General features: G+C 56.8%; 19 protein-coding genes and 1 pseudogene. 18 read left to right on the plus strand and 2 right to left on the minus strand.

The window, feature by feature from the left end; genetic code table 11:
* The first annotated feature begins 33 nt into the window (after nucleotides 1-33).
* On the plus strand, nucleotides 34-924 hold the full coding sequence (locus tag PVV74_RS19290) for a DUF1403 family protein (protein ID WP_103764496.1): 891 nt from the start codon (nucleotides 34-36) through the stop codon (nucleotides 922-924).
* A 2-nt stretch (nucleotides 925-926) separates the two neighbouring features.
* Nucleotides 927-1,520 carry an SMC-Scp complex subunit ScpB gene (gene scpB, locus PVV74_RS19295; protein ID WP_103764495.1) on the plus strand — a complete coding sequence of 198 codons (594 nt, stop codon included), beginning with the start codon at nucleotides 927-929 and terminating at the stop codon, nucleotides 1,518-1,520.
* 100 nt (nucleotides 1,521-1,620) lie between these two features.
* Here the strand turns inward: scpB and PVV74_RS19300 are convergent, their stop codons facing one another.
* Both PVV74_RS19300 and PVV74_RS19305 read right to left on the minus strand, forming a co-directional pair.
* Nucleotides 1,621-2,631 carry a nucleotidyl transferase AbiEii/AbiGii toxin family protein gene (locus PVV74_RS19300; RefSeq protein ID WP_103764494.1) on the minus strand — a complete coding sequence of 337 codons (1,011 nt, stop codon included), beginning with the start codon at nucleotides 2,629-2,631 and terminating at the stop codon, nucleotides 1,621-1,623.
* A 2-nt stretch (nucleotides 2,632-2,633) separates the two neighbouring features.
* Nucleotides 2,634-3,230 (minus strand): DUF6088 family protein, encoded by a 597-nt coding sequence (locus tag PVV74_RS19305; protein WP_103764493.1) that lies wholly within the window; start codon nucleotides 3,228-3,230, stop codon nucleotides 2,634-2,636.
* Nucleotides 3,231-3,494: 264 nt separating this feature from the next.
* On the opposite strand from PVV74_RS19305, the gene PVV74_RS19310 reads away from it, so the two are divergent.
* The 16 genes and pseudogenes from PVV74_RS19310 (at nucleotide 3,495) to PVV74_RS19385 (ending at nucleotide 19,324) form a co-directional block, all read left to right on the plus strand.
* A complete protein-coding gene (locus tag PVV74_RS19310; protein WP_146050078.1) occupies nucleotides 3,495-4,985 on the plus strand; it encodes a hypothetical protein in 1,491 nt (496 codons plus the stop codon).
* Nucleotides 4,986-5,304: 319 nt separating this feature from the next.
* Nucleotides 5,305-6,171, plus strand: a complete 867-nt coding sequence (locus tag PVV74_RS19315; protein ID WP_146050077.1) for a phosphoribosyltransferase-like protein — start codon at nucleotides 5,305-5,307, stop codon at nucleotides 6,169-6,171.
* The gene (locus PVV74_RS19320; protein WP_103764490.1) at nucleotides 6,171-8,036 is read left to right on the plus strand and encodes an ORC-CDC6 family AAA ATPase; all 1,866 of its coding nucleotides are present in this window, start codon (nucleotides 6,171-6,173) and stop codon (nucleotides 8,034-8,036) included. The genes PVV74_RS19315 and PVV74_RS19320 overlap by 1 nt, the downstream gene beginning before the upstream one ends.
* Nucleotides 8,026-8,958 carry a hypothetical protein gene (locus tag PVV74_RS19325; RefSeq protein ID WP_103764489.1) on the plus strand — a complete coding sequence of 311 codons (933 nt, stop codon included), beginning with the start codon at nucleotides 8,026-8,028 and terminating at the stop codon, nucleotides 8,956-8,958. Before PVV74_RS19320 ends, PVV74_RS19325 begins: the two co-directional genes overlap by 11 nt.
* On the plus strand, nucleotides 8,955-10,094 hold the full coding sequence (locus tag PVV74_RS19330) for an N-6 DNA methylase (protein ID WP_170067257.1): 1,140 nt from the start codon (nucleotides 8,955-8,957) through the stop codon (nucleotides 10,092-10,094). The genes PVV74_RS19325 and PVV74_RS19330 overlap by 4 nt, the downstream gene beginning before the upstream one ends.
* Nucleotides 10,091-10,549, plus strand: coding sequence for a dUTP diphosphatase (gene dut / locus PVV74_RS19335; RefSeq protein WP_103764487.1), 459 nt, complete (start codon nucleotides 10,091-10,093; stop codon nucleotides 10,547-10,549). The genes PVV74_RS19330 and dut overlap by 4 nt, the downstream gene beginning before the upstream one ends.
* Before the next feature lie 661 nt (nucleotides 10,550-11,210).
* Complete coding sequence (gene istA, locus PVV74_RS19340; protein WP_146050076.1) at nucleotides 11,211-12,698, plus strand: IS21 family transposase; 1,488 nt, start codon at nucleotides 11,211-11,213, stop codon at nucleotides 12,696-12,698.
* Nucleotides 12,695-13,456: an IS21-like element helper ATPase IstB gene (gene istB, locus PVV74_RS19345; RefSeq protein WP_103764485.1), complete on the plus strand. Its 762-nt coding sequence runs from the start codon at nucleotides 12,695-12,697 to the stop codon at nucleotides 13,454-13,456. The genes istA and istB overlap by 4 nt, the downstream gene beginning before the upstream one ends.
* Nucleotides 13,457-13,494: 38 nt before the next feature.
* The gene (locus PVV74_RS19350; protein WP_274594361.1) at nucleotides 13,495-13,650 is read left to right on the plus strand and encodes a hypothetical protein; all 156 of its coding nucleotides are present in this window, start codon (nucleotides 13,495-13,497) and stop codon (nucleotides 13,648-13,650) included.
* Between the two features lie 1,112 nt (nucleotides 13,651-14,762).
* Nucleotides 14,763-15,122: a hypothetical protein gene (locus tag PVV74_RS19355; RefSeq protein ID WP_245890541.1), complete on the plus strand. Its 360-nt coding sequence runs from the start codon at nucleotides 14,763-14,765 to the stop codon at nucleotides 15,120-15,122.
* Nucleotides 15,123-15,180: 58 nt separating this feature from the next.
* Nucleotides 15,181-15,908: pseudogene (locus PVV74_RS19360) on the plus strand (HupE/UreJ family protein).
* Nucleotides 15,909-15,920: 12 nt separating this feature from the next.
* Entirely contained in the window at nucleotides 15,921-16,544 is a 624-nt protein-coding gene (locus PVV74_RS19365) for a transmembrane anchor protein (RefSeq protein ID WP_103764483.1), read from the plus strand.
* Between the two features lie 202 nt (nucleotides 16,545-16,746).
* Nucleotides 16,747-17,100, plus strand: a complete 354-nt coding sequence (locus PVV74_RS19370; protein WP_103764482.1) for a hypothetical protein — start codon at nucleotides 16,747-16,749, stop codon at nucleotides 17,098-17,100.
* 90 nt (nucleotides 17,101-17,190) lie between these two features.
* Nucleotides 17,191-18,630 carry a multicopper oxidase domain-containing protein gene (locus tag PVV74_RS19375; protein WP_103764481.1) on the plus strand — a complete coding sequence of 480 codons (1,440 nt, stop codon included), beginning with the start codon at nucleotides 17,191-17,193 and terminating at the stop codon, nucleotides 18,628-18,630.
* Nucleotides 18,631-18,667: 37 nt separating this feature from the next.
* Nucleotides 18,668-19,123: a DUF411 domain-containing protein gene (locus tag PVV74_RS19380; RefSeq protein ID WP_103764620.1), complete on the plus strand. Its 456-nt coding sequence runs from the start codon at nucleotides 18,668-18,670 to the stop codon at nucleotides 19,121-19,123.
* Between the two features lie 66 nt (nucleotides 19,124-19,189).
* Entirely contained in the window at nucleotides 19,190-19,324 is a 135-nt protein-coding gene (locus PVV74_RS19385) for a hypothetical protein (protein WP_009503829.1), read from the plus strand.
* Nucleotides 19,325-19,469 lie beyond the last annotated feature (145 nt).

Below are 19,469 nucleotides of genomic sequence, written 5' to 3' on the forward strand. Positions count from 1 at the left end.
GACGAAAGCGCCGCCGTACGATATTCTTGTGGCATGACCTATGCCCGCCATGAGCTCCTAGACGACAGCGAGACATTACCCCGGATGCCGTCCTGGGTCACGTCGGCGTGGCTGGAAATCCCTGAAGATGTGGCGTTTTTGTCCGGTGCTACACTTGGCCACCTGCATCTGGTGCTGAGCCGGGACGACGTCCCCCAGACCTTGCTGAGGGCGCGGCTGGCTTTGCGCGCGGCCGAGGTCTCCGTGGTAAATGCGTGCCGGCCGGAAAGGGCCGCGGAGCTGCGCGATTCTGTAGCGTTCCTGCAGCCTGGCGACAGTCCCGGACCGGCGGGCGAGATCTATCTCTCTTGGCAGCGCGCAGTCCAACGACCCGTGTCGGTCAAAGCACTGCACCGCGCCATGCCTGATCTTGAACCGGAGAAGATTGCCACCTGGTTGAGCGCGGGGCGGGGCGCGCCGGTCGCGCGCGTTGCGTCGGTGCTGCAGGCGGTTCTTGCTGATCGACCACGCGATCCCGCGACGGCGTTGATCCTGGCGGACGCGGCTTTGGCGCAGACGCTCGGGTGGAACCATGTCCTGCCGCTCCTGGCACTTGGTTTGAAGCGGGCCAATCTGCGGAAGTCGGGTGACGAGTTACGCCTAGCCTGCCATCGGGCGATCCTGGCGGCTGTCGCGCAGGCAACACAGGAGGCCGCCAATCTTGCCCGCCGCGCCGCGCGCTTGAAAGAGGTCGCGCCGAAGCTCCGGGCGAGGGGGTCTGATGAGGCCGTCGCGCTTTTCCTGAGCCGGGATGCCGTGGCTCCGACGGCACTGATGTCGCTCAGGTCCGATCGAGCTGCTCGCCGAATCTGTGACCGGCTTGTCGAGTTGGGCGCTGTGCGCGAGCTGACCGGCCGCGACACCTTTCGGCTCTATGGGATCTGACGATGGCGAAGGACCACGCCGATACCGATCTGGATCGTGAGCTGGACGACCTGCCCGCTGACCTGCGCTGGCGCGAATGGATGCGCCGGATCGAGGCGGTTCTCTTTGCGTCTGCCTCACCTGTGCCGCGCGAAGACCTGGCCCGCGTCGTAGGGCAGGGGGCCTCGGTCGATCTGTTGATCGACGATCTGATGGCTGATCTCGAAGGACGATCCTTCGAAGTCGCGAAGGTGGCCGACGGATGGATGCTGCGGACGCGCCCGGCCTATGCGGCGGCGATCCGGACCGCGGCGGATGTCGGCGATCAGGCTCTCGGCCTGCGCGAATACGATGTCGCGGTGCTGGCCGCCATCGCCTATCACCAGCCGATCACCCGGGATGGCTTGAAGGATATCTTCGGCAAGGAGATCAGTCGCGACCTGATCGGGCGGCTGCACGCCCGCGGTCTCATCGGAACCGGCCCGCGCTCGCCGCGGCGCGGAGCACCCTACACCTATGTGACCACAGAGCAGTTCCTCGTGGCTTTCGATCTGGAGTCACTGCAGGACCTGCCGGACCATGAACAGCTGGAAGATGCGGGACTGGCTGCAGAATGACATGCCAGCGTTAAACCTCGCGCTCTATCGCTCAAATCTGGGCCATTCATGAGTTATAGAACGAGATCCTATAGCTCATGGCGCTCAATTGGCTTCTAGGTCAGGCTGCGTTGATCTCTGCTTCCAGCGCCCCGATCGCACTCAGCACATCATCGAAGCTTGGCGCGTCGCCCATGATCATCTCACGCATCCCGGCATAGTCCCTTCGGAGGGCGGCCTTCAGCTGGTCGCCCGGAGTAAGGCGAAGCGAGCCCGGTTTAGCGTCCTCGTATCTTGCCCAGGCCGCCTTGAAGAATACCGATTTGTGCTGGCCAACTTCGCTCAAGAGGTCGAGATTGGCCAAAGCGTGCGCCTTGGCGTCGTGCTGGGTCAGTTTTGCCATGTCGTAGTAGTGTCGAGACATGCGGTCAGCGAGCGGTTTGCCCGCGTCCTGATGGAAGAGCATGTGAAGGATCGTCGCTTTTTCCCAGAACGTCCTTTCGATCCCGAGAGTGTGTACATCAACAGAGGTGAGGCCGGGCAGATCGGGGAAGGCCTGCTGAACGTAAGTTGAGATTGTTCGCTGATCGGCCGGAAGCTGTGCGCCTCTTGCACCGAACTCAAACCGTACAACGGGTTTGATATAGGCTGGATCATCGCCGCCGAGAGATGGGTAAGCGAAGAGTATGGTCTGAGGGTCGTCTTCGTCGATCTGGAGCGAGAATGGCTGGTCCAGACGCGCGGAGAAAGTGGTGTTGATTTCTCCGATCAAAGGGCCAGCGACGGTCGCCTCAGCGGCCTCTTGAAGATCTTGCAGCAGCGATTTGCGCTTGCCGCCCGAGAGGCCGGGGTTTTCAGGGTCACGGTCTCCCTCAAACCCGAATTGCGCGCGGTCGAGCGACAGATCGACGTCCTCGGAAAACCGATGGATCACATCATAGGCCTTCGAAAGCGATGTGCCTCCCTTGAAGATTAGGTGGTCGCCAAAAGAGGGCAGGGCAAAAAGGTGCTGGAGTGACCAGCACACCCAGAAGTCCTTTTCGACAATCGCCTTGGCAAAGCCGAGTTCTGCCGCGGCCTGGCGGAAAGCTTCATCGCGGTTTGCAGGCGTGTCGTTCGCGAAGGCATCCATACTCAGGCGTGAGCCACAATCTGCTCAACAACAGGATGCATCCAGGCCGGAACATGTCGGCTTTGCTTTGCAAGCAGCGCCCGATCCTTGGCATCCAGCGTGCGGGCGATCTTGCCGATCACCTGATCGTCGACGCGGTCCTTGCCAACATAACGGAGCGCCTGAAACACCGTGCCCGCCTTAGACCCGGCACCAACCAAGGTCTTCGGAGAGGCGTTCCGGAACCGGATCACCTGCCGCCCGACCTTTTTCGTCCGGGTAGGCCCATCGGTCATGTAGATCGGATTGGACGGGACCTGGGTGGACAGACCCAACTGGTTCGCCGCCATGGCCGGCGAAGGCTGCAGAACCTGGTTGTCCTTCCGTGCAACGGCGCGTGCGATGTCATCGGCGGAGGGTGCGAGGAGCCCGAAGCGGGTGCTGTGCGTGGGATAGTCGTAGAGGCCACGCGTCAGCCGCCTGATCACGCCCTGATCCGCCAGACGCGACAACGCCTGATCCACGCTCGCACGCGATCCGATATCGAGGAAGTCCGACGGCGCGAAGATGGCACCTCGGCCCTTTCCAACGATGCGCTGCTTGATTTTTGCCGTGATCATGGTTCAACTCCATGTCAGAAAATAGGGTATGTTTTTCTGAAAGTCAAGATGGGGAGGTTTCGGCTATGAGGACGGGAAGCCGTCGCTCGCTGCGCAATCGCTGCGAAGATGTAATCGCTTCAAAGCGGTCATTGGGAAAGGTATCGTCGTGAATAACTCACTAGCAAACAGGTTCAGCGATGTCTCGACGCTGATATTGAAGTTTTGACAAAGTCACGCATCCAGCAGGAATCCGTCACTCTAACTTCGGACGAGTTAGGCGACGTGGGTGAAGCGCTCTTTACGAGCTTAGCGGCTACGGCACGGCTGATCGCCAATTCGAGCAATATCGACAAGAAAGGCTGGGATTTTTTTGTTCAACCCGGCGGGCCACGCTCGGCCTCTGACGAAATGCTGGATAAACGTTCCGAGTGGTCTTGTCATGTGCAATTGAAAACAACGGCAGAGAAGAAACCAACTTCCGTCCGAGTAAAGTTGTCGACGTTTGAGACCTTTGCAAAACTACCTGGCCCATCCCTGCTTGTTGTCTTTGGGCTGCATCCCGATGGACGCCCTAAGAAAGGTTTTGTCGTTCACATTATCGGCGATCAGCTTCGTCGTGTTCTGCTTCGATTGCGGCAGGCGGAAGCCAAAGGCGAAGCAGATTTAGCCAAAGAAACAATGTCCTTTGACTATAGCTCGAAAGGATCTCCCTTCGAACTAACACCGGAGGGTCTGCGCGCGGCAATAGAGGGAGCGGTGGGTAACGACCAAGGGACATATGTGAAGGAGAAGCAGCGGCAGTTGGAAGAACTCGGTTATGAGGACGCTGAACTTGTAGGTCAGGTTGTGTTCCGCGTTGAACGCGACGACCAACTGGCGCGTGTTGCGTTAGGATTGGAGCCGCTTAAATCCAGTGCGATGCAGGTTTTCGACGCGCGGTTTGGAATCCCAGTTCCGTACATCGGCTCGTTATTTGACGACCTTGACGATGTGTATGTGACTCCTCCGGAGATGGGGACCTGGCGCGTAGCAATGAAAGGTGCCGATGCCCTAGAAGCCGCCGCGAGCTTCGACGTAAAACTGCACCTTGCACCTCCTGAGCTAGGAGGCCCCTATGCGCTCCTAAAACATGACGACTTCACAATCACTTTCGATGACGTCGGACTACATTTCGAAACTGTGGACGTGTTTACCGAGACCAGACGTACCCTCGGCGATTGGTGCAACCTCCTGCGCGGTTTGGCGCACCTCGCCGATGGAAGGGGCCGCTTGGCGATTACAACAACCGCAGGCAATACATGCCACTTCCCAGTTGCCGGTAGTCTAAATGGACCGAACCCCGAAGACCTTCCAAAACTCCGTGATTTTCTCGAAAGGTGGAAGCGGCTCGTCGAACTCGCGGGAAGCACTGCAACAGAAGCCTTCACAATCGATGAAGCAAAGGCAAGCTGGGCTGTGCAGGTGGCCGTCGGGCTTTCGCTAGATCCTGACCCGCCTGGCTATATGGAGTTCGATATTGAGGGCGAGTGTCAGCCAAACGAGCTTGAAGCCCTTTACTTCAACAGCTGTTCATTTGCTGGTGCCGAGATCTCGTTCTGCGTCCGCGTGGTTCTGAAACGCGTGATTAAAACCAAGCCGAAGTTCCGCTCGGCGAAGTTTGAACTTGTGGATGTTCGTCCGCAGGTACTAGACCTCAAACAGTACGGTCGTGAACGTGCGGAAGCGGAAGGTATACAAATCCTGCTGGACCCAGACCTGCTTGAAACGACTTAACGCGGGCCCTCTCGACCAAAGCCAACTTCTGCGCCGATATGAGAATCGCCAGTGGCACCACGGGAAGTCATCCACCTAAGCGTGTGCGAGCTATCGAAGTTTCGTGTCTAAAGACCGGACATTGGCGGCTGCACGCTTTGAAAGCCGAGGTCCAGATCGGCACCTTGTTTATGCCGATACACCTTGTCGGTGAACTCCAAATCGACGAAGCTGTCTTTCACCACGGCGACGTGGACGAAAAACGATAGTTGTCTGTGCCTCTGGGAAACAATTGGCCAATTTTGGAAACGAAAAGTTCTGCATGGAGTGTTGCGATAAGTTGACGGCACTTCAAGCTTGGCCGTTCAGCAAGATAAACGTTGAGCAATGGCTGTCGAATTTTGATGAAGTAGACAAGCCGTTTGCCCTGCATATGGTCAGTCAATTCATTTACTTGAATGACCAGCTGATCGATGCCCAGTTTCTTTCCTCATTCCAGAGCCTTTCCAACCTAGTCTGCTCTGATTGGGGACCATTTGATGAAACCAAAAAGAAATGGAACACGTTTCTTAATACCTGCCTGATTGTGCCCGTCCAAGGGGAGACACCAAACCCCTCAGACAGTGGATATACATTTGCTCGGAAAGCTCGCCAAATAATCGGGATCCCCCAGGAGCAGCTCGTTGACCTCGACGAAGCCATTGCGTCTGTTGATGCAGGAAGAAATCTTCCAATAGTGTTTGTTGATGACTTTGTCGGTTCTGGTGAACAGTTCACGAAAACTCTGAAGCGCCGATCGAAGCGCGTAGGAATAGAAGGCAAGAGCATTGAAAATCTGTGGCCAACTCATCCTGATTTGAAAGTCTACTATTGCAACGTCACAATGACGCAGAAGGGCATGGAGCGAATAAATGGTGACTTTCCAGGAGCCGCGTTGGCAAGTGGGAATGTTCTTGGACGCGAGTATAGCTGGGTCTCGAAGGAAAGCGGAATGTGGCCTGACGAAAGGCGTGACGATGGGATTGCGATGATCGAGAAGTACTCGAAGCAGTTGGGATACATTGACGACGATGGCAGCGAGTCAGACTGGCGCGGCTTTCATTGCCTCGGCCTTGGCTTTGCTTTCGAGCACTCAACACCGGATGCTACGCTTCCACTCTTTTTTTCAAATGAGAACGGCTGGAAGCCGTTGGTGTCGAGGCGGTGATGAGCGACAGGGACAATAAACCATCTGTTTCCGAGCCCTTTGGCATGTATCGGGCGGAAAGCTTGAAAGCAGCGGTCTATGACCTGTTTGCCATGCCATCATATTTTCCCGAGTTAGAAACCAATAGAGCATGCGTCCTCCTCGGTGGAAGGGGAACAGGTAAGACCACAGTCCTGAAGTGCCTATCGTATGACGGTAAGTACCAGCTAGAGCAGAGAAAGAATGTTCCCGCCCGACCATCAACATGGTCTTACTACGGTTTCTACCACAAGATTAACACAAATCGCGTCACTGCGTTCTCTGGGCCGGAACTCACCGATCGCCAGTGGTCGAAGGTATTCGGACACTACGTCAATGTAGTGTTTTGCAATGAAGTTCTGAAGTTTGCGGAGTGGTACCGCGACAAGCACAAAGGTTCGCCTGAGTTGGACGCGGAGATTTGCGGCGAAATCAGCTCTTCTTTGTTCGCGGGAGAAGCACAATCCCAATCTGAGTTGGCAGCCATGGTTCGGAAGAGCTTACGGCGCTTTGAAACGCTCCTCAACAACTTGTCGCAAGATCAATTGCCAAACTTGTCGGTTCAAGGGCAGCCAATTGATGACTTATGTGAGGCTTTGCTTGAGCTGCCCCAGTTCAGCCAGAAGTCGTTTTTTTTCATCGTGGACGAGTATGAAAACCTACTTAACTACCAACAGATAATCCTCAACACGCTTATCAAACACTGTGGTGAGTTTTACACATTCAAAGTTGGGATAAAGGAGTTAGGTTGGCGAGAGAGAACTACTCTCAACGCAACAGAGCAATTGGTTAGCCCGGCGGACTATGAGAGGATCGACATTGGGCAAAGGTTAGACGCTGTGACGTTCAGAGAGTTTGCGGAAAGCGTTTGCCTCATTCGAGCCCAACAGGAAGAGAGCTTGGGTGCGATTGCATCTCTGGAAGAATTGCTGCCTGGTATGACGTCATATGAGGAAGCAGATCGTCTTGGGATTGATGACAAGGCAAAGCTCATCCGGTCTGACTGGATTAAGTCAGGTATTTCTGAAAAAGAGATCTCGGATATTCCCAGCCTAGAGCTGTACTTCGCCCAGTTTTGGGCAACTAGCCAAAACCTTCCAATTGAAGAGGTGCTTAACGAAAGGCACAATCATAAACAGAAATGGAAAGAGCGCTTCGATAATTATCGGTTCTCTATGCTCTTCACCATTAAATCAAAGAAAGCCGAAATTAGTAAGTATTACTGCGGTTGGCAGACCTATGTTCTTCTAGCCAACGGTAACATCCGTTATCTCCTCGAATTGGTTGGCAGGTCGATCCAACTAAATCGAAAGCACGGCTTGGTAGACGTACCGATTTCTGAAGAGATTCAAACTCGAGCCGCGGTAAGCGTCGCCAAGAAGAACCTATCAGAGTTAGAGGGCCTGTCAGTTAATGGTGCTCAGTTGACAAAGCTCCTTTTGGGTCTTGGAAAGGTTTTTGAGGCGCTTGCCTCCCATCCTCAAGGCCACGCCCCAGAGTATACTCAGTTCCATTTCATGGATAATGAAGTTCTTTCATCGGATGTTCGTGAGCTGCTAGAGTCGGCAGTCATGCATCTTGCTTTAGTTCGGACTGAGTCCAGTAAGCGCATGGAGTTCGAAACACGTACTTCTGACTACGCAGTTCATCCGATTTTTTCCCCCTTCTTCGAGTACAGCTATCGCCGCAAGCGAAAGATTGTCCTGAAAGGTGCTCAAATCTCCGGATTGATAGCTGAACCCAAAAAATTCATTCAAGAGATTATCTCCAAGCACGGTGTAGAGCAAAGCGACGAACATCCTCAGCAGATGCAACTATTCGAGGCGTTCTTTAACGATGTTGGCTGATCGTCCGCTTTTTACAAAGGAATTCAATGAGATTACCGAGTTCACCCCAACAAAGGATAGTGCGTACATCTACGGCACAAGCGGTGAGCCAAGAAGCGCTTTCGCAGATGAGTTGGCTGCAAGGGCGGATAGCGTGCGCTTTTATAAGGTGACGGCTGAGGACAAGTACTATTTCTCAAGTGACATAGCCGGCGGCGACCAGATCAGTCTTCGAAATAAGAGCTCGATCTCAGCTTTTCTACAGTCAGTATCCGAACCAGTTGTCTACATCGACATCACTGGTCTGGGCCATGCCACTTGGGCCGCCTTGATGAGATGTGCTGTTGAACAAGGTAGAACGGTTCGTGTCGTCTACCTTGAGCCAAGTAGCTACTTGAAAACACTAGAGCCAAAGCTTGGCGATATTTTTGACTTGAGCCTTAGGATCCAAGGTATCGATCAGCTTCCTATGTTCCCGACATTTGGAGACTTTGAAGAAGAGAAGTCCTGCTTTGTGCCTCTACTGGGCTTCGAAGGCACGCGATTTGCTCATATGTTCGAAAATGTTCAACCGGAAGATAGAAAGACCTTTCCAATCATTGGGGTTCCCGGGTTTCGCCAAGAGTACCCGTTTAGCGCCTACCTTGGCAACGCTAACCCACTACAGCGTTCTGAGTCGTTTGTGAGAGTTCGATTTGCCAAGTCAAACTGCCCGTTTAGCCTTTTTTATCGCCTTGAAGAGCTGGCGTCCGAGTTTGACGATCATGTTATGAAGCTTGGGTTGGTTGGCACCAAGCCACACGCACTAGGGGCTTTGCTATTCGCGATGCAAAATGAGTCCCGTTCCGAGATCATCTACGATCATGTGCTGCGAAAGCCTGGCCGAACAAGTGGAACAGACAAATGCCTTGTCTATGCAGTCAGCGAGTTTATGGGCCTTTGAAGGACGACTTTTATACACCGACGGCGCTGGCCCGTGACTTGGTCAGATTGAGTGTTCAACGCGACCCCAGAATAATTGCGGATTTCGCAGTAGGTGACGGTGCGCTTCTTTTAGAAGCAAGGAAAAGATGGCCTCAAGCTCAGCTTCACGGGCTCGACCTCGATCCGGAAGCAATAGCTAGAGCGCAGGACAGTCTGCCAGGGCTGAAAGCAATTACCTCAGACTATCTGTCGAGTGCAGCGCGAGCAGCCAATCATGATCTACAAGGCAGGATAGACCTTGTCCTTCTAAACCCGCCGTTCACTTGCCGAGGCTCATCATTCGAGACGACGGAGTTCGGCGATAATCTAGTCAAGAGCAGTAAAGCCATGGCCTTCCTGCTTCGAAGTTGTAGTTACTTGAGCGCCAATGGCGAGATACTTGCCATCGTTCCGCGTTCCTGCCTTTACAGTCAAAAAGACGGCCAAGCCCGCGAAAATCTGTCCAACGGTTACAACGTTGATGATCTGGGGGTGTATGAAAGCCCTGGCTTCAGTAGAGCTTCGGTTTCTGTCCATTTGGTCCGGATCTCTAAACGTGCGGCTCTGGTGTCGGATCAGGCAAGTCAAAATTCCAATGTCGACAAAATAACCCCCAAACATCCGTATAGCTTGGTGTTTATGCGAGGTAGCCACGCGGTTGCAGACGGTGTGTTTCACACACAGGGACCGAGCCTTATCCACACAACAGACTTGTTTAACTATGAAATCTCGATCAGCAGACGCCGCGCGACGCGAAAGAACAAACTAGTGTCTGGCAAAGTACTTATGCTTCCAAGGGTTGCTCGACCAAACGTCGAGAAAGTTGCTGTTGGCTCGTTCATACAGCCGGTTGTTCCATCCGACTGCATTGTTTGTGTAAAAACTGTGCCGGGTGGATTTGAAGAACATCTACACGAACAGATATGTCGTTTCTGGGATGCTCTAGAAGACGCCTATTCTGGAACTTGCGCTTCATATTTGACTCTAGATGCTTTCAGAGAATTTTCCGCAAAGCTCGGGTACAAGGCCGAGTTTTCCAACGATCACCGGCTTTGGAATCCAGATGCCAGTGGCGACTGTCTTGATGGCGAGAATTCGGCTAAGGCGGAGCTATGAGGATCGACTTCACCTACTGCGAGGGCGCGGACAAAGGTATTGCTCCGCCTGCTAAGGCAACGGATGGCGCAGCTGGATACGACATCCGGGCAAACTTGCCGGCGCATGATCGTGAGTATGGTATTTTAATCAGAGCCGGAGAGGTCCTTTCTATTCCGACGGGGATTTCATTGGCCTGTCCTGAGAATATCCTTTGTGAAGTGCGAAGTAGATCAGGGCTTGCGAAGTCATCGCGCGTTGTTGTTTTGAACGCTCCCGGGACGATTGACCCAGACTTCCGTGGGCAGATTTCCGTTTTGCTAGCTAACCTAGGTAGAGAAGATTTCGCAGTTACTCATGGTATGCGAATAGCACAGATCGTGTTTGTACGTTTCGAGTCACCAGAGCTGTTCGAAGTTCACGAACTGTCAGGTACCGAAAGAGACACCCATGGATTTGGAAGCACAGGGTACTAGCCGGATCCCGACGCGGACAAAGCAGTTCAATGAGGGCCCGCCCCAACAACGCTCCTCTTATTCAAGGTTTTTTCTGCGACCATGAAACTAGCCCCGATGGTCGTGGAGCACTCGAACAAAAGTAGAGAAGACCAATGGCGATTACCGACCCTGACACCGGCCAACGAGTACCATTGGATAGCGACCTTGCAGAGCGCTATGCAAAGGAGGTGAGCGCTCTGAGCGCAACCGAGTGCCGACACGAGCATATTGAACTCCGCCGTGGCTTCAATAAGGGCGGCGGACCAATTGTCAAAAATCAGTGCCTCGACTGCGGTCTGTTGATTGGAAACCCCGTCAAACGCACACCCGAGACTGATCTACTGCCAGAAATAGACACTGCGCAAAACCCGGCTTACGAGGCAAAGCGCAAGGGAAGTTGGGACTCAATCCGTCGCCGTTATGTCAAGCTCCAAGAGAGCCGGTGGCGGGGTAGTTCGAAGGGCAAGTCATACTTCCAAAGATCTCATGCTGAATACCTTGCATCGCAAGAGTGGGCTGAAATGAGAACGGCGGTGCGAAAGTCGGCCACGGTAGCGGCGGGATGAGCCTGCTGCGGGCGGCGTAAAAGTCGGCCACCTTTACCCTTTCTGGCGACAGGGAGGGCGGGAGGATTTTCACCGTGGATTTGTATCGGAAAGTTCGGCTGGCCTGTGCTGAGGGCATGAGCCAGCGAGAAGCGGCGCGGCATTTCAACATCTCGCGCGACAGCGTAGCCAAGATGATGGCGTTTTCGGTTCCGCCTGGATATCGACGAACGGCACCGGTCAAACGACCAAATCTGGATGCCTTCACCGGCATCATAGACGGTTGGCTGGACAGCGATCGGGAGATCCATCGCAAGCAGCGCCACACGGCGAAGCGTGTGTTCGAGCGGCTCCGCGAAGAGCACGGGTTCACCGGCGGCTACACGATCGTGAAGGATTACATGCGTCAGCGCGAACGGCGCGGCCGCGAGATGTTCGTGCCGCTGGCGCATCCGCCCGGGCACGCCCAGGCCGACTTCGGCGAGGCGGTGGTTGTCGTCGACGGTGTTGAGCAGAAGGCACACTTCTTCGTTATGGATCTGCCGCACAGCGATGGCTGCTTCGTGCGAGCCTATCCGGCGGCCACCGCCGAGGCTTGGGTCGATGGCCATATCCACGCCTTTGCCTTCTTCGGCAAGGTGCCGATCTCGATCCTGTACGACAACGACCGCTGCTTGGTTGCGAAGATCCTGCCGGACGGAACGCGCAAGCGGGCGACGCTCTTCAGCGGGTTCCTGTCACATTACCTGTTCCGTGATCGATACGGCCGTCCCGGCAAAGGCAACGACAAGGGCAACGCGGAGGGCCTGGTCGGCTATTCCCGGCGCAACTTCATGGTGCCGATCCCGCGGTTTGCTTCTTGGGAGGCGTTCAACGTCGATCTGGAGGAGCAGTGCCGAAAACGCCAGTCGGATGTCCTGCGGGGGCAATCCGAGACCATCGGAGACCGGCTCGCGCGGGATCTGGCGGCGATGTCCGAACTCCCCGCGGCGCCGTTCGATGCCTGTGATCAGGCGACCGGACGGGTCAGCTCCCAGGCGCTGGTGCGCTACAAGACCAATGATTACTCGGTGCCGGTCGCCTACGGCCACCGTGACGTCTGGATCAGGGGCTATGTCGACGTGGTTGTGATCGGCTGCGATGGCGAGGTGATCGCACGCCATCCCCGCTGCCACGACCGTGAGGACATGGTCTTTGATCCGGTGCATTACCTTCCGCTCATCGAGCAAAAGATCAACGCTCTGGACCAGGCGGCGCCCCTGGCTGAATGGGACCTGCCGTCTGAGTTCGCGACCCTGCGCCGCCTGATGGAAGCGCGAATGAAAAAGGCCGGGCGCCGCGAGTATGTTCAGGTTCTGCGCCTGCTCGAGACCTTCGGCATCGATGACCTCCACGCCGCGGTGAAGAGGGCCCTGCAATTGGGGGCGGTCGGCTTTGATGCGGTCAAGCACCTCGTGCTCTGTCACGTCGAGAAGCGGCCGCCGAAGCTCGACCTCGACGTCTACCCCTACCTGCCACGCGCGCATGTCGAGACGACCTCGGTCGCCAGCTACATGGCCCTGACGTCGGAGGCGGCGGAATGAGTGACGCCCCGAAGATCCTGCTCGCGGATCATCTGAAGACGCTGAAGCTGCCGACCTTCCTGCGGGAATACGACAAGCTCGCCCGACAATGCGCCGCCGAAGGTCAGGACCACGTCCAGTTCCTGACCCGCCTGGTCGAGTTGGAACTGATCGACCGGGAGCGGCGGATGATCGAGCGGCGCATCAAGGCGGCGAAGTTCCCGGCCACCAAGAGCCTCGACAGCTTCGACTTCAAGGCGATCCCCAAGCTGAACAAAATGCAGGTGCTGGAACTTGCCCGCTGCGACTGGATCGAGCGGCGGGAGAACGTCATCGCCCTTGGCCCGAGCGGCACGGGCAAGACCCATGTTGCTCTCGGCCTCGGGCTGGAGGCCTGCCAGAAGGGGTTGCCCGTCCGCTTCATCACCGCCGCCACGCTGGTCAGTGAACTGATGGAGGCCCGCGACGAACGTCGCCTGCTGCGGCTGCAAAAGCAGTTGGCCAGCGTCAAGCTGCTCATCATTGACGAGCTGGGCTTCGTGCCGCTCTCCAAGACCGGTGCGGAGCTCTTGTTCGAGCTGATCTCGCAGCGCTATGAGCGCGGCGCCACGCTGATCACCAGCAACCTGCCGTTCGACGAATGGACCGAAATCTTCGGCACCGAACGGCTGACCGGCGCTCTCCTCGACCGCCTGACCCATCACGTCAGCATCCTCGAAATGAACGGTGAGAGTTACAGACTTGCCCAAAGCCGCGCCCGGAAAGAAGCCGGCACCTGATCAACCGTCACAGAATTGGCCCTGCGGACCAATGCGCCATGGCACGCGCCAGCTATCTGGAGAGCGCGCGCGCCATGGCGCTTGGCACCCTGCCACTGGCCTGGTTTTACACCGCCGCGTGGCCGGTTTTTACTCCGCCGTTGACAGATGACCGTCAGACCGTTACCGTTCCGGCCACCGCCGGCGCGCGATGAGCTTCTGTCCAGCTAGATCGGGCGACTGGCGAAAGCCAATCATTGTTCGGTTGAAGAGCTTTGTGGTTATCTGGGTTTGGGGCAGGGCAGGGTGCCGGAATGTGCGAACGACCTGCGGGCGGTGAACTGGGCCAGGCTATGCGGTGCGGTTCAGCGGTCCCCGGATGAAATCGCCGCCATGTGCCTTCCGGACGCGACGCATCATTCGCTGCGTATCGTGTCGCAGCATGACTTCCAGCATTGCCCGGGGTGCGCGGAGCATACGCCCGGTCTCACTCTTCGTCATTGGCGCTTTGCATGGTCGATGATCTGCGAAACCTGCGGTGAGTCTCTGGCAACCAAGTATCCAGCCAAAGATGTGTCAGGCAGACTTCGGGCTCGAGCTTTAGGCGGCGCGAAAGCTCTTAAGACGGCTGTCGCTATGAACAATCTCGCGCGGTTGCGCCGGGTGGATTTGACCTTGCATCTCATGGCAGTGATGGAGATCGGGCATCTTTGGGCGCCCACTTCGGGGAGTGAGCGCGAAAGGTTAATGGCGCTTGCCGGGATCGGTATAAGCGTGACTCGTCCCATTTTGGGTGCTGCCATCATTCTACGTGGAAATGAACGGATGGTCCTTGAGTTGCGTCGCGCCTTTCCTCAACATCGTCGGGTGATTGAGCGGGCCCGTGGGTTGTCGCGAGACCTCGGCCAGCGGCTTCCGGGGCGGTGGGAATCAGAGCATCCGACCGGGCAGAAAACGCATGGAACGAGCCGCCCAAGTGCATCCGAGAGCGCTCTGCAGGCAGCTCGTCAGGCCATATCCGAGCTTGGAGCAGACGCAAATCGCCAAGCGCTTCTGACGCGCGCCGATGCAATCTGGAAAGGCTCAGTTGGTGTCAAATCCTGAGGCGCGGAGCCTGTGGATATATTGCAATTAAGGGTACAAAAGTGCTCCAAAATGCCCTGAATCCGCAGAATCTGATTTATTAGGGTACTGTGACAGCGGGATGGGTTGCATGAACCGGGGGATTTCTCATAAGGAAGGCTTATCCTCCCCTGGGGGATAGAACAAGATGGTGCCGCGACGCACCACGCGAGCGACGAGCGGGCAGGCAGGCAGGCAGGCAGAGATGATGACAACCTTACGGACAATCGGACAAGCCGCCTTCGCCACACTTCTCTGCATGGCCCTGCTGGTCTGGTCAGTGCTACCCACGACCTCTCATGTACCTAATGTCCTCGATGTGATCCAAGAGCATTCGGAAATGATCGCGGAACATGGTCATTCACATGGTTTCGAAGAAGATATTCTCTGGGCCATGCACGGCCATAGCCATGACAGTATCGATCACGATCACAGTCAAGCGGTCGTGCCCGGTCTCGATCTGTCGTCGCAGCCGCTTGATATCTACAGAACCGCATGGCGGCTGAGTTCGGCCACGTCGAACACGTTACGGATAAACCAGATCGAACGCCCTCCGCGCGTCTGATCGGCCGCGCCATCGGCGCGTTGCATTCGATCATCAACACATATGCGGAGTTAAATCCATGACTACAGTCCATCGGGGCTCGACCGATCTCGGCATTCGCCGGACCGTGATCCTGTCCTCCATTATGCTGTCAGCGCTCATTCTGAATGCGGGACAAGCACTTGCCCATGCCGTGACCGAAGGTGACGCAGGCTATATCCAGGAAATCTGGGGGTAAACATCATCCCCTTCATGTATCTCGGTGCCAAACACATGGTGACCGGCTACGATCACATCCTGTTCTTGTTCGGCGTCGTCTTCTTCCTCTACAGGATGAAGGACGTCGGCATCTACGTGAGCCTCTTCGCCCTCGGGCACTCGACCACGATGCTCGCCGGTGTCTGGTTCGGGTGGGGCATCAACGCCTACATCATTGACGCCATCATCGGCCTCTCGGTCGTCTACAAGGCGCTCGACAATCTGGGGGCTTACCAGCGCTGGTTCGGGTTCCAGCCCAACACCAAGGCCGCGACGCTGATTTTCGGCTTCTTTCACGGCACCGGCCTCGCCACCAAGATTCTCAACTACGAGATCGCTTCGGACGGACTGCTGGCCAATCTTCTGGCCTTCAACGTCGGTGTCGAGCTCGGCCAGATCATGGCGCTCGCCGTGATCCTCATCGTCATGGGCTACTGGCGGAAGTCCCCGAACTTCTTCCGCCAGGCCTACACCGCCAACGTCGTCATGATGTCCATGGGATTCATCCTCATGGGACTGCAAATCACCGGCTATTTCGAGGCCGCATAAGGAGACAAACAGATGTTCAACGCAGAAAAACCCAGCCTCGACGAGCTTCCAAGCTCTGCTCAACTGATCCGCTCCACCGTCATCGCGGCGGTCTCGGCGGTCGTGATCCTCGTCACCGTCGTCCTGCCCGCCGAATACGGCATCGACCCGACCGGGATCGGCGGCGCGATCGGTCTGGCCGAAATGGGAGAGATCAAAACCCAGCTCGGGGAAGAGGCCGAGGCCGACAGGCTGTTAGAGCTTGAAGCTGAGGAGCAGTCAAGCCTGATGAACGACATCTTCGGGCTCTTTGTCGGCACAGCCCACGCGCAGGAAGCCGAGATCTGGCGCGACGAAACCACCTTCACGCTGGCACCCGGTGACAGTGCCGAGTGGAAGCTGGTCATGGAAGAGTGCCAAACGGTGGAATACCGGATGCTGGTCGAAGGCGGTCGGGTGAATTTCGACATGCACGGCCACGGCGGCGGCAATTCGGTGACCTATGAAAAGGGCCGCGGTTCGACGGGCGACGAGGGCGAGATCATTGCGGCATTCGACGGCGAACACGGCTGGTTCTGGCGAAATCGAGACAGCGAGCCCGCGACCGTGACGATCCAGGTGCGCGGCGAATACACCAAATTCAAAGACGCAAGTTGACACAAGGGCAGCCATCCGCATGAAAGTAAGCGGATGGCTGCTGGCTTCGAAACAGACCTTGGGTAAATATGCAGTCTCGCCTCGAATTTTCCTCTGAAACCATCCGCCGGCATTCGTTGGCCAATCGGCGAGTACGAATGTCACGCCGATGTTACAGGATAGTTCTTGACTTCCCCCTACTGGAAGCTTGCATAAGAATTGCATGATCCGCGCTTTCCGCCTCATTTTGATTCTGGCTTTCAGCTTCGGTGCCGTGATTGCACCGGATGGGGTGTCGGCCAGTATGTCGGACGCGGCCATTACGCAGATAGACACCGCCGAGAGCCAAGATCAGCTTTGCTACGGATGCGTCCCCGCAGGATTTTCTGACGCGGTGCCCTGCGAGGGCGGGTGTCCTGTTCCTTGCGGCTCCAGTGGAACGGCCGGCATCATCGCCAAGGTTTCGTTAGCGCAGCTCGCCATGCCCTTTGGTATTGCCGTCCGGGGTGCCGAACCTCTAATGCCGCTCGGCATCAATCCTTCACTCGATCCATTCCCGCCCAAACTGCCTGTCTGAACCTGAAACCGGCCTCGCCTGCTGCGAGGCCTGATTGTTGCCTTGGCCGAAGCTGGCTGTGTGCGACCCTTTCAAATCAAGGCAATTGCGATGATCCTCCACAGACCGATTTCACGAAGGCACGTGCTTCGCACAGGTGCTGCATTCACAGCCCTATCCGCTCTGTCACCTGCACGAATGGCGATGGCCGATCCAACTGGGGACCCATTTGTCTTACGCGCGGCATCCGGACAGGCCGCCCTGCGCCCGTCACCATACGGCCCGACTAATGTCTGGAGCTATGACGGATCCGTCCCCGGTCCTGAAATCAGGGTCCGGCAGGGCGACCGCGTGCGGGTTCTGGCTCGAAATGGGTTGGATGAAGGGACCACAATCCACTGGCATGGCATCCGCACGCCCAATGCGATGGACGGGGTGCCGTTCCTCACGCAGGACCCGATCCCCTTCGATGGCGAATTCCTGTACGAATTCGATGCGCTGGATGCGGGCACGTTCTGGTATCACCCGCACCAGCGCAGTTCGGAACAGGTCGGACGCGGGCTTTACGGGCCGCTGATCGTGGAGGAGGCGGACCCGATCCGCGTCGATCGCGACGTGACCTGGATGTTGGACGACTGGCGCATGACCCGGGACGGACAGATTGCGGATGACTTCGGCAACCGCCATGACGCGATGCACGGCGGTCGTATTGGCAATTCCGTGACCATCAACGGTCAGATCCCCGAACGCATCTCGGTGCAATCCGGTGAGCGCATCCGCTTGCGGCTAGTCAACGCGGCGAACGCGCGGATATTCGGGCTGGATTTCGGGGGTCTTGCCCCCGTCGTGGTCGCGCTGGACGGTCAACCCGTGACGCCCCATGCCCCTGACGGCGGGGTCGTGGTGATCGGCCCGGCGATGCGTGTCGATCTGGTCATCGACTTGACCGGCAAGCCCGGAGATGCCGTGACCGTCATCGATGCCTTCTACGAGGGACTTGAATACCGTCTGGTTGATCTTGCCTACGCGCCGGACAGGCTGCGGGACACGGTGCCGGATTGGTCGATGGAGCTGCCGCCCAACCCGCTGGCCGAACCGGTCATGGCGTCGGCCGCGCGGCACCGGATCGTCTTCAACGGCGGAATGATGGGGCAGATGATGATGGGCGGCGGCATGGGGTCGATGATGGACCAGATGCGCGAGGGCAACATGTGGTTCATCAATGGAGAAGCCGCGACGGGTCATATGATGGACCCCTTGCTGGTCCTGCCGCAGGGCACGTCGCACATGTTCGAGATGGATAATCGCACCGCCTGGCACCATCCGATCCATTTTCATGGGCATTCGTTCCGTGTGATTGCCCGCAACGGACAACCGACTCGGTATCGCGAATGGCAGGACACCGTCCTGATGGCACCCGAAGAACGGGTCGAGATCGCCTTCGCCGCGGACAATCCCGGTGACTGGATGTTCCATTGCCACATTCTGGAACACCAGGCGGCGGGCATGATGGGCGTCATCCGTGTCGAACCCGGCACGACCAAAACTTGAAACTCACACACTTAGGACCATGAAAATGAATGAACCGATGAAGAAGATACTTGGATTTGCCAGCCTCGGCACGGCAGGTACCGTCGCCGTCCTTGCGATGAGCCTGAATGCCGCGCCTGCCGCGGCGCAGGAGGTCACGCTCTACAAGAACCCACAATGCGGATGTTGCGAGAGTTACGCGGACTATCTGCGCGAGAACGGTTTCACGGTGGAGGTGAAGCCGACCCACGATCTGGCGCAGATTAGCCGCGATGCGGGCATCCCGGATGACTTCCAAGGCTGCCATGCAGCCTCTTTGGACGAATACGTTGTCAGCGGCCACGTGCCGATCAATGTCGTCAACAGGCTGCTGGAAGAGCGCCCGGAAATTGCCGGTGTGACTCTTCCCGGCATGCCATTGGGGTCGCCGGGTATGGGCGGTGCGAAACAGGAGCCCTTCAAGATTTACACCGTCGAGGAAGGTGTGAGCCCGACCGTATATGCGGTCGAATGATCTATCGCGCGGTCTGGTGCGAACCCGTGCCAGACCGGCTTCAAGGGAAAGCAAAGGATGGAATGCATGATGATGGACGGTGGAATGATGGGCGGCGGCATGATGATTGCGATGGGCCTCGTCTGGTTGCTGATCGTGGGTGTGCTGGTGCTCGCGGCGATCGCCTTGGTCAAATACATCCGCTCGGACAGCGGGAAATAGAAATGTGCCAGAATGCGGATTGAGGATGCCAGCAGTGGCGACAGCCTGTTGTCGATGGGATTGGCCTGGGCGCTTTGCGTCCTGCTTGTCCTGTCGTTGCTGGCGGCACTTTTCATTCTCTGTATGTGGTTCGTAACAAGAATGC

The sequence above is a fragment of the Roseovarius sp. SK2 genome (genome assembly GCF_028807495.1).
GTDB classification, from domain to species: domain Bacteria; phylum Pseudomonadota; class Alphaproteobacteria; order Rhodobacterales; family Rhodobacteraceae; genus Roseovarius; species Roseovarius confluentis.

Coding starts and splice junctions, on each gene's coding strand:
- PVV74_RS19370 (WP_103764482.1), top strand. CDS start 16,747: ATGATCCGCGCTTTCCGCCTCATTTTGATTCTGGCTTTCAGCTTCGGT.
- scpB (WP_103764495.1), top strand. CDS start 927: ATGGCGAAGGACCACGCCGATACCGATCTGGATCGTGAGCTGGACGAC.
- PVV74_RS19365 (WP_103764483.1), top strand. CDS start 15,921: ATGTTCAACGCAGAAAAACCCAGCCTCGACGAGCTTCCAAGCTCTGCT.
- PVV74_RS19350 (WP_274594361.1), top strand. CDS start 13,495: ATGGCACGCGCCAGCTATCTGGAGAGCGCGCGCGCCATGGCGCTTGGC.
- PVV74_RS19290 (WP_103764496.1), top strand. CDS start 34: ATGACCTATGCCCGCCATGAGCTCCTAGACGACAGCGAGACATTACCC.
- istB (WP_103764485.1), top strand. CDS start 12,695: ATGAGTGACGCCCCGAAGATCCTGCTCGCGGATCATCTGAAGACGCTG.
- PVV74_RS19305 (WP_103764493.1), bottom strand. CDS start 3,230: ATGATCACGGCAAAAATCAAGCAGCGCATCGTTGGAAAGGGCCGAGGT.
- PVV74_RS19355 (WP_245890541.1), top strand. CDS start 14,763: ATGATGACAACCTTACGGACAATCGGACAAGCCGCCTTCGCCACACTT.
- PVV74_RS19325 (WP_103764489.1), top strand. CDS start 8,026: ATGTTGGCTGATCGTCCGCTTTTTACAAAGGAATTCAATGAGATTACC.
- PVV74_RS19375 (WP_103764481.1), top strand. CDS start 17,191: ATGATCCTCCACAGACCGATTTCACGAAGGCACGTGCTTCGCACAGGT.
- PVV74_RS19320 (WP_103764490.1), top strand. CDS start 6,171: ATGAGCGACAGGGACAATAAACCATCTGTTTCCGAGCCCTTTGGCATG.
- PVV74_RS19300 (WP_103764494.1), bottom strand. CDS start 2,631: ATGGATGCCTTCGCGAACGACACGCCTGCAAACCGCGATGAAGCTTTC.
- dut (WP_103764487.1), top strand. CDS start 10,091: ATGAGGATCGACTTCACCTACTGCGAGGGCGCGGACAAAGGTATTGCT.
- PVV74_RS19380 (WP_103764620.1), top strand. CDS start 18,668: ATGAAGAAGATACTTGGATTTGCCAGCCTCGGCACGGCAGGTACCGTC.
- PVV74_RS19385 (WP_009503829.1), top strand. CDS start 19,190: ATGATGATGGACGGTGGAATGATGGGCGGCGGCATGATGATTGCGATG.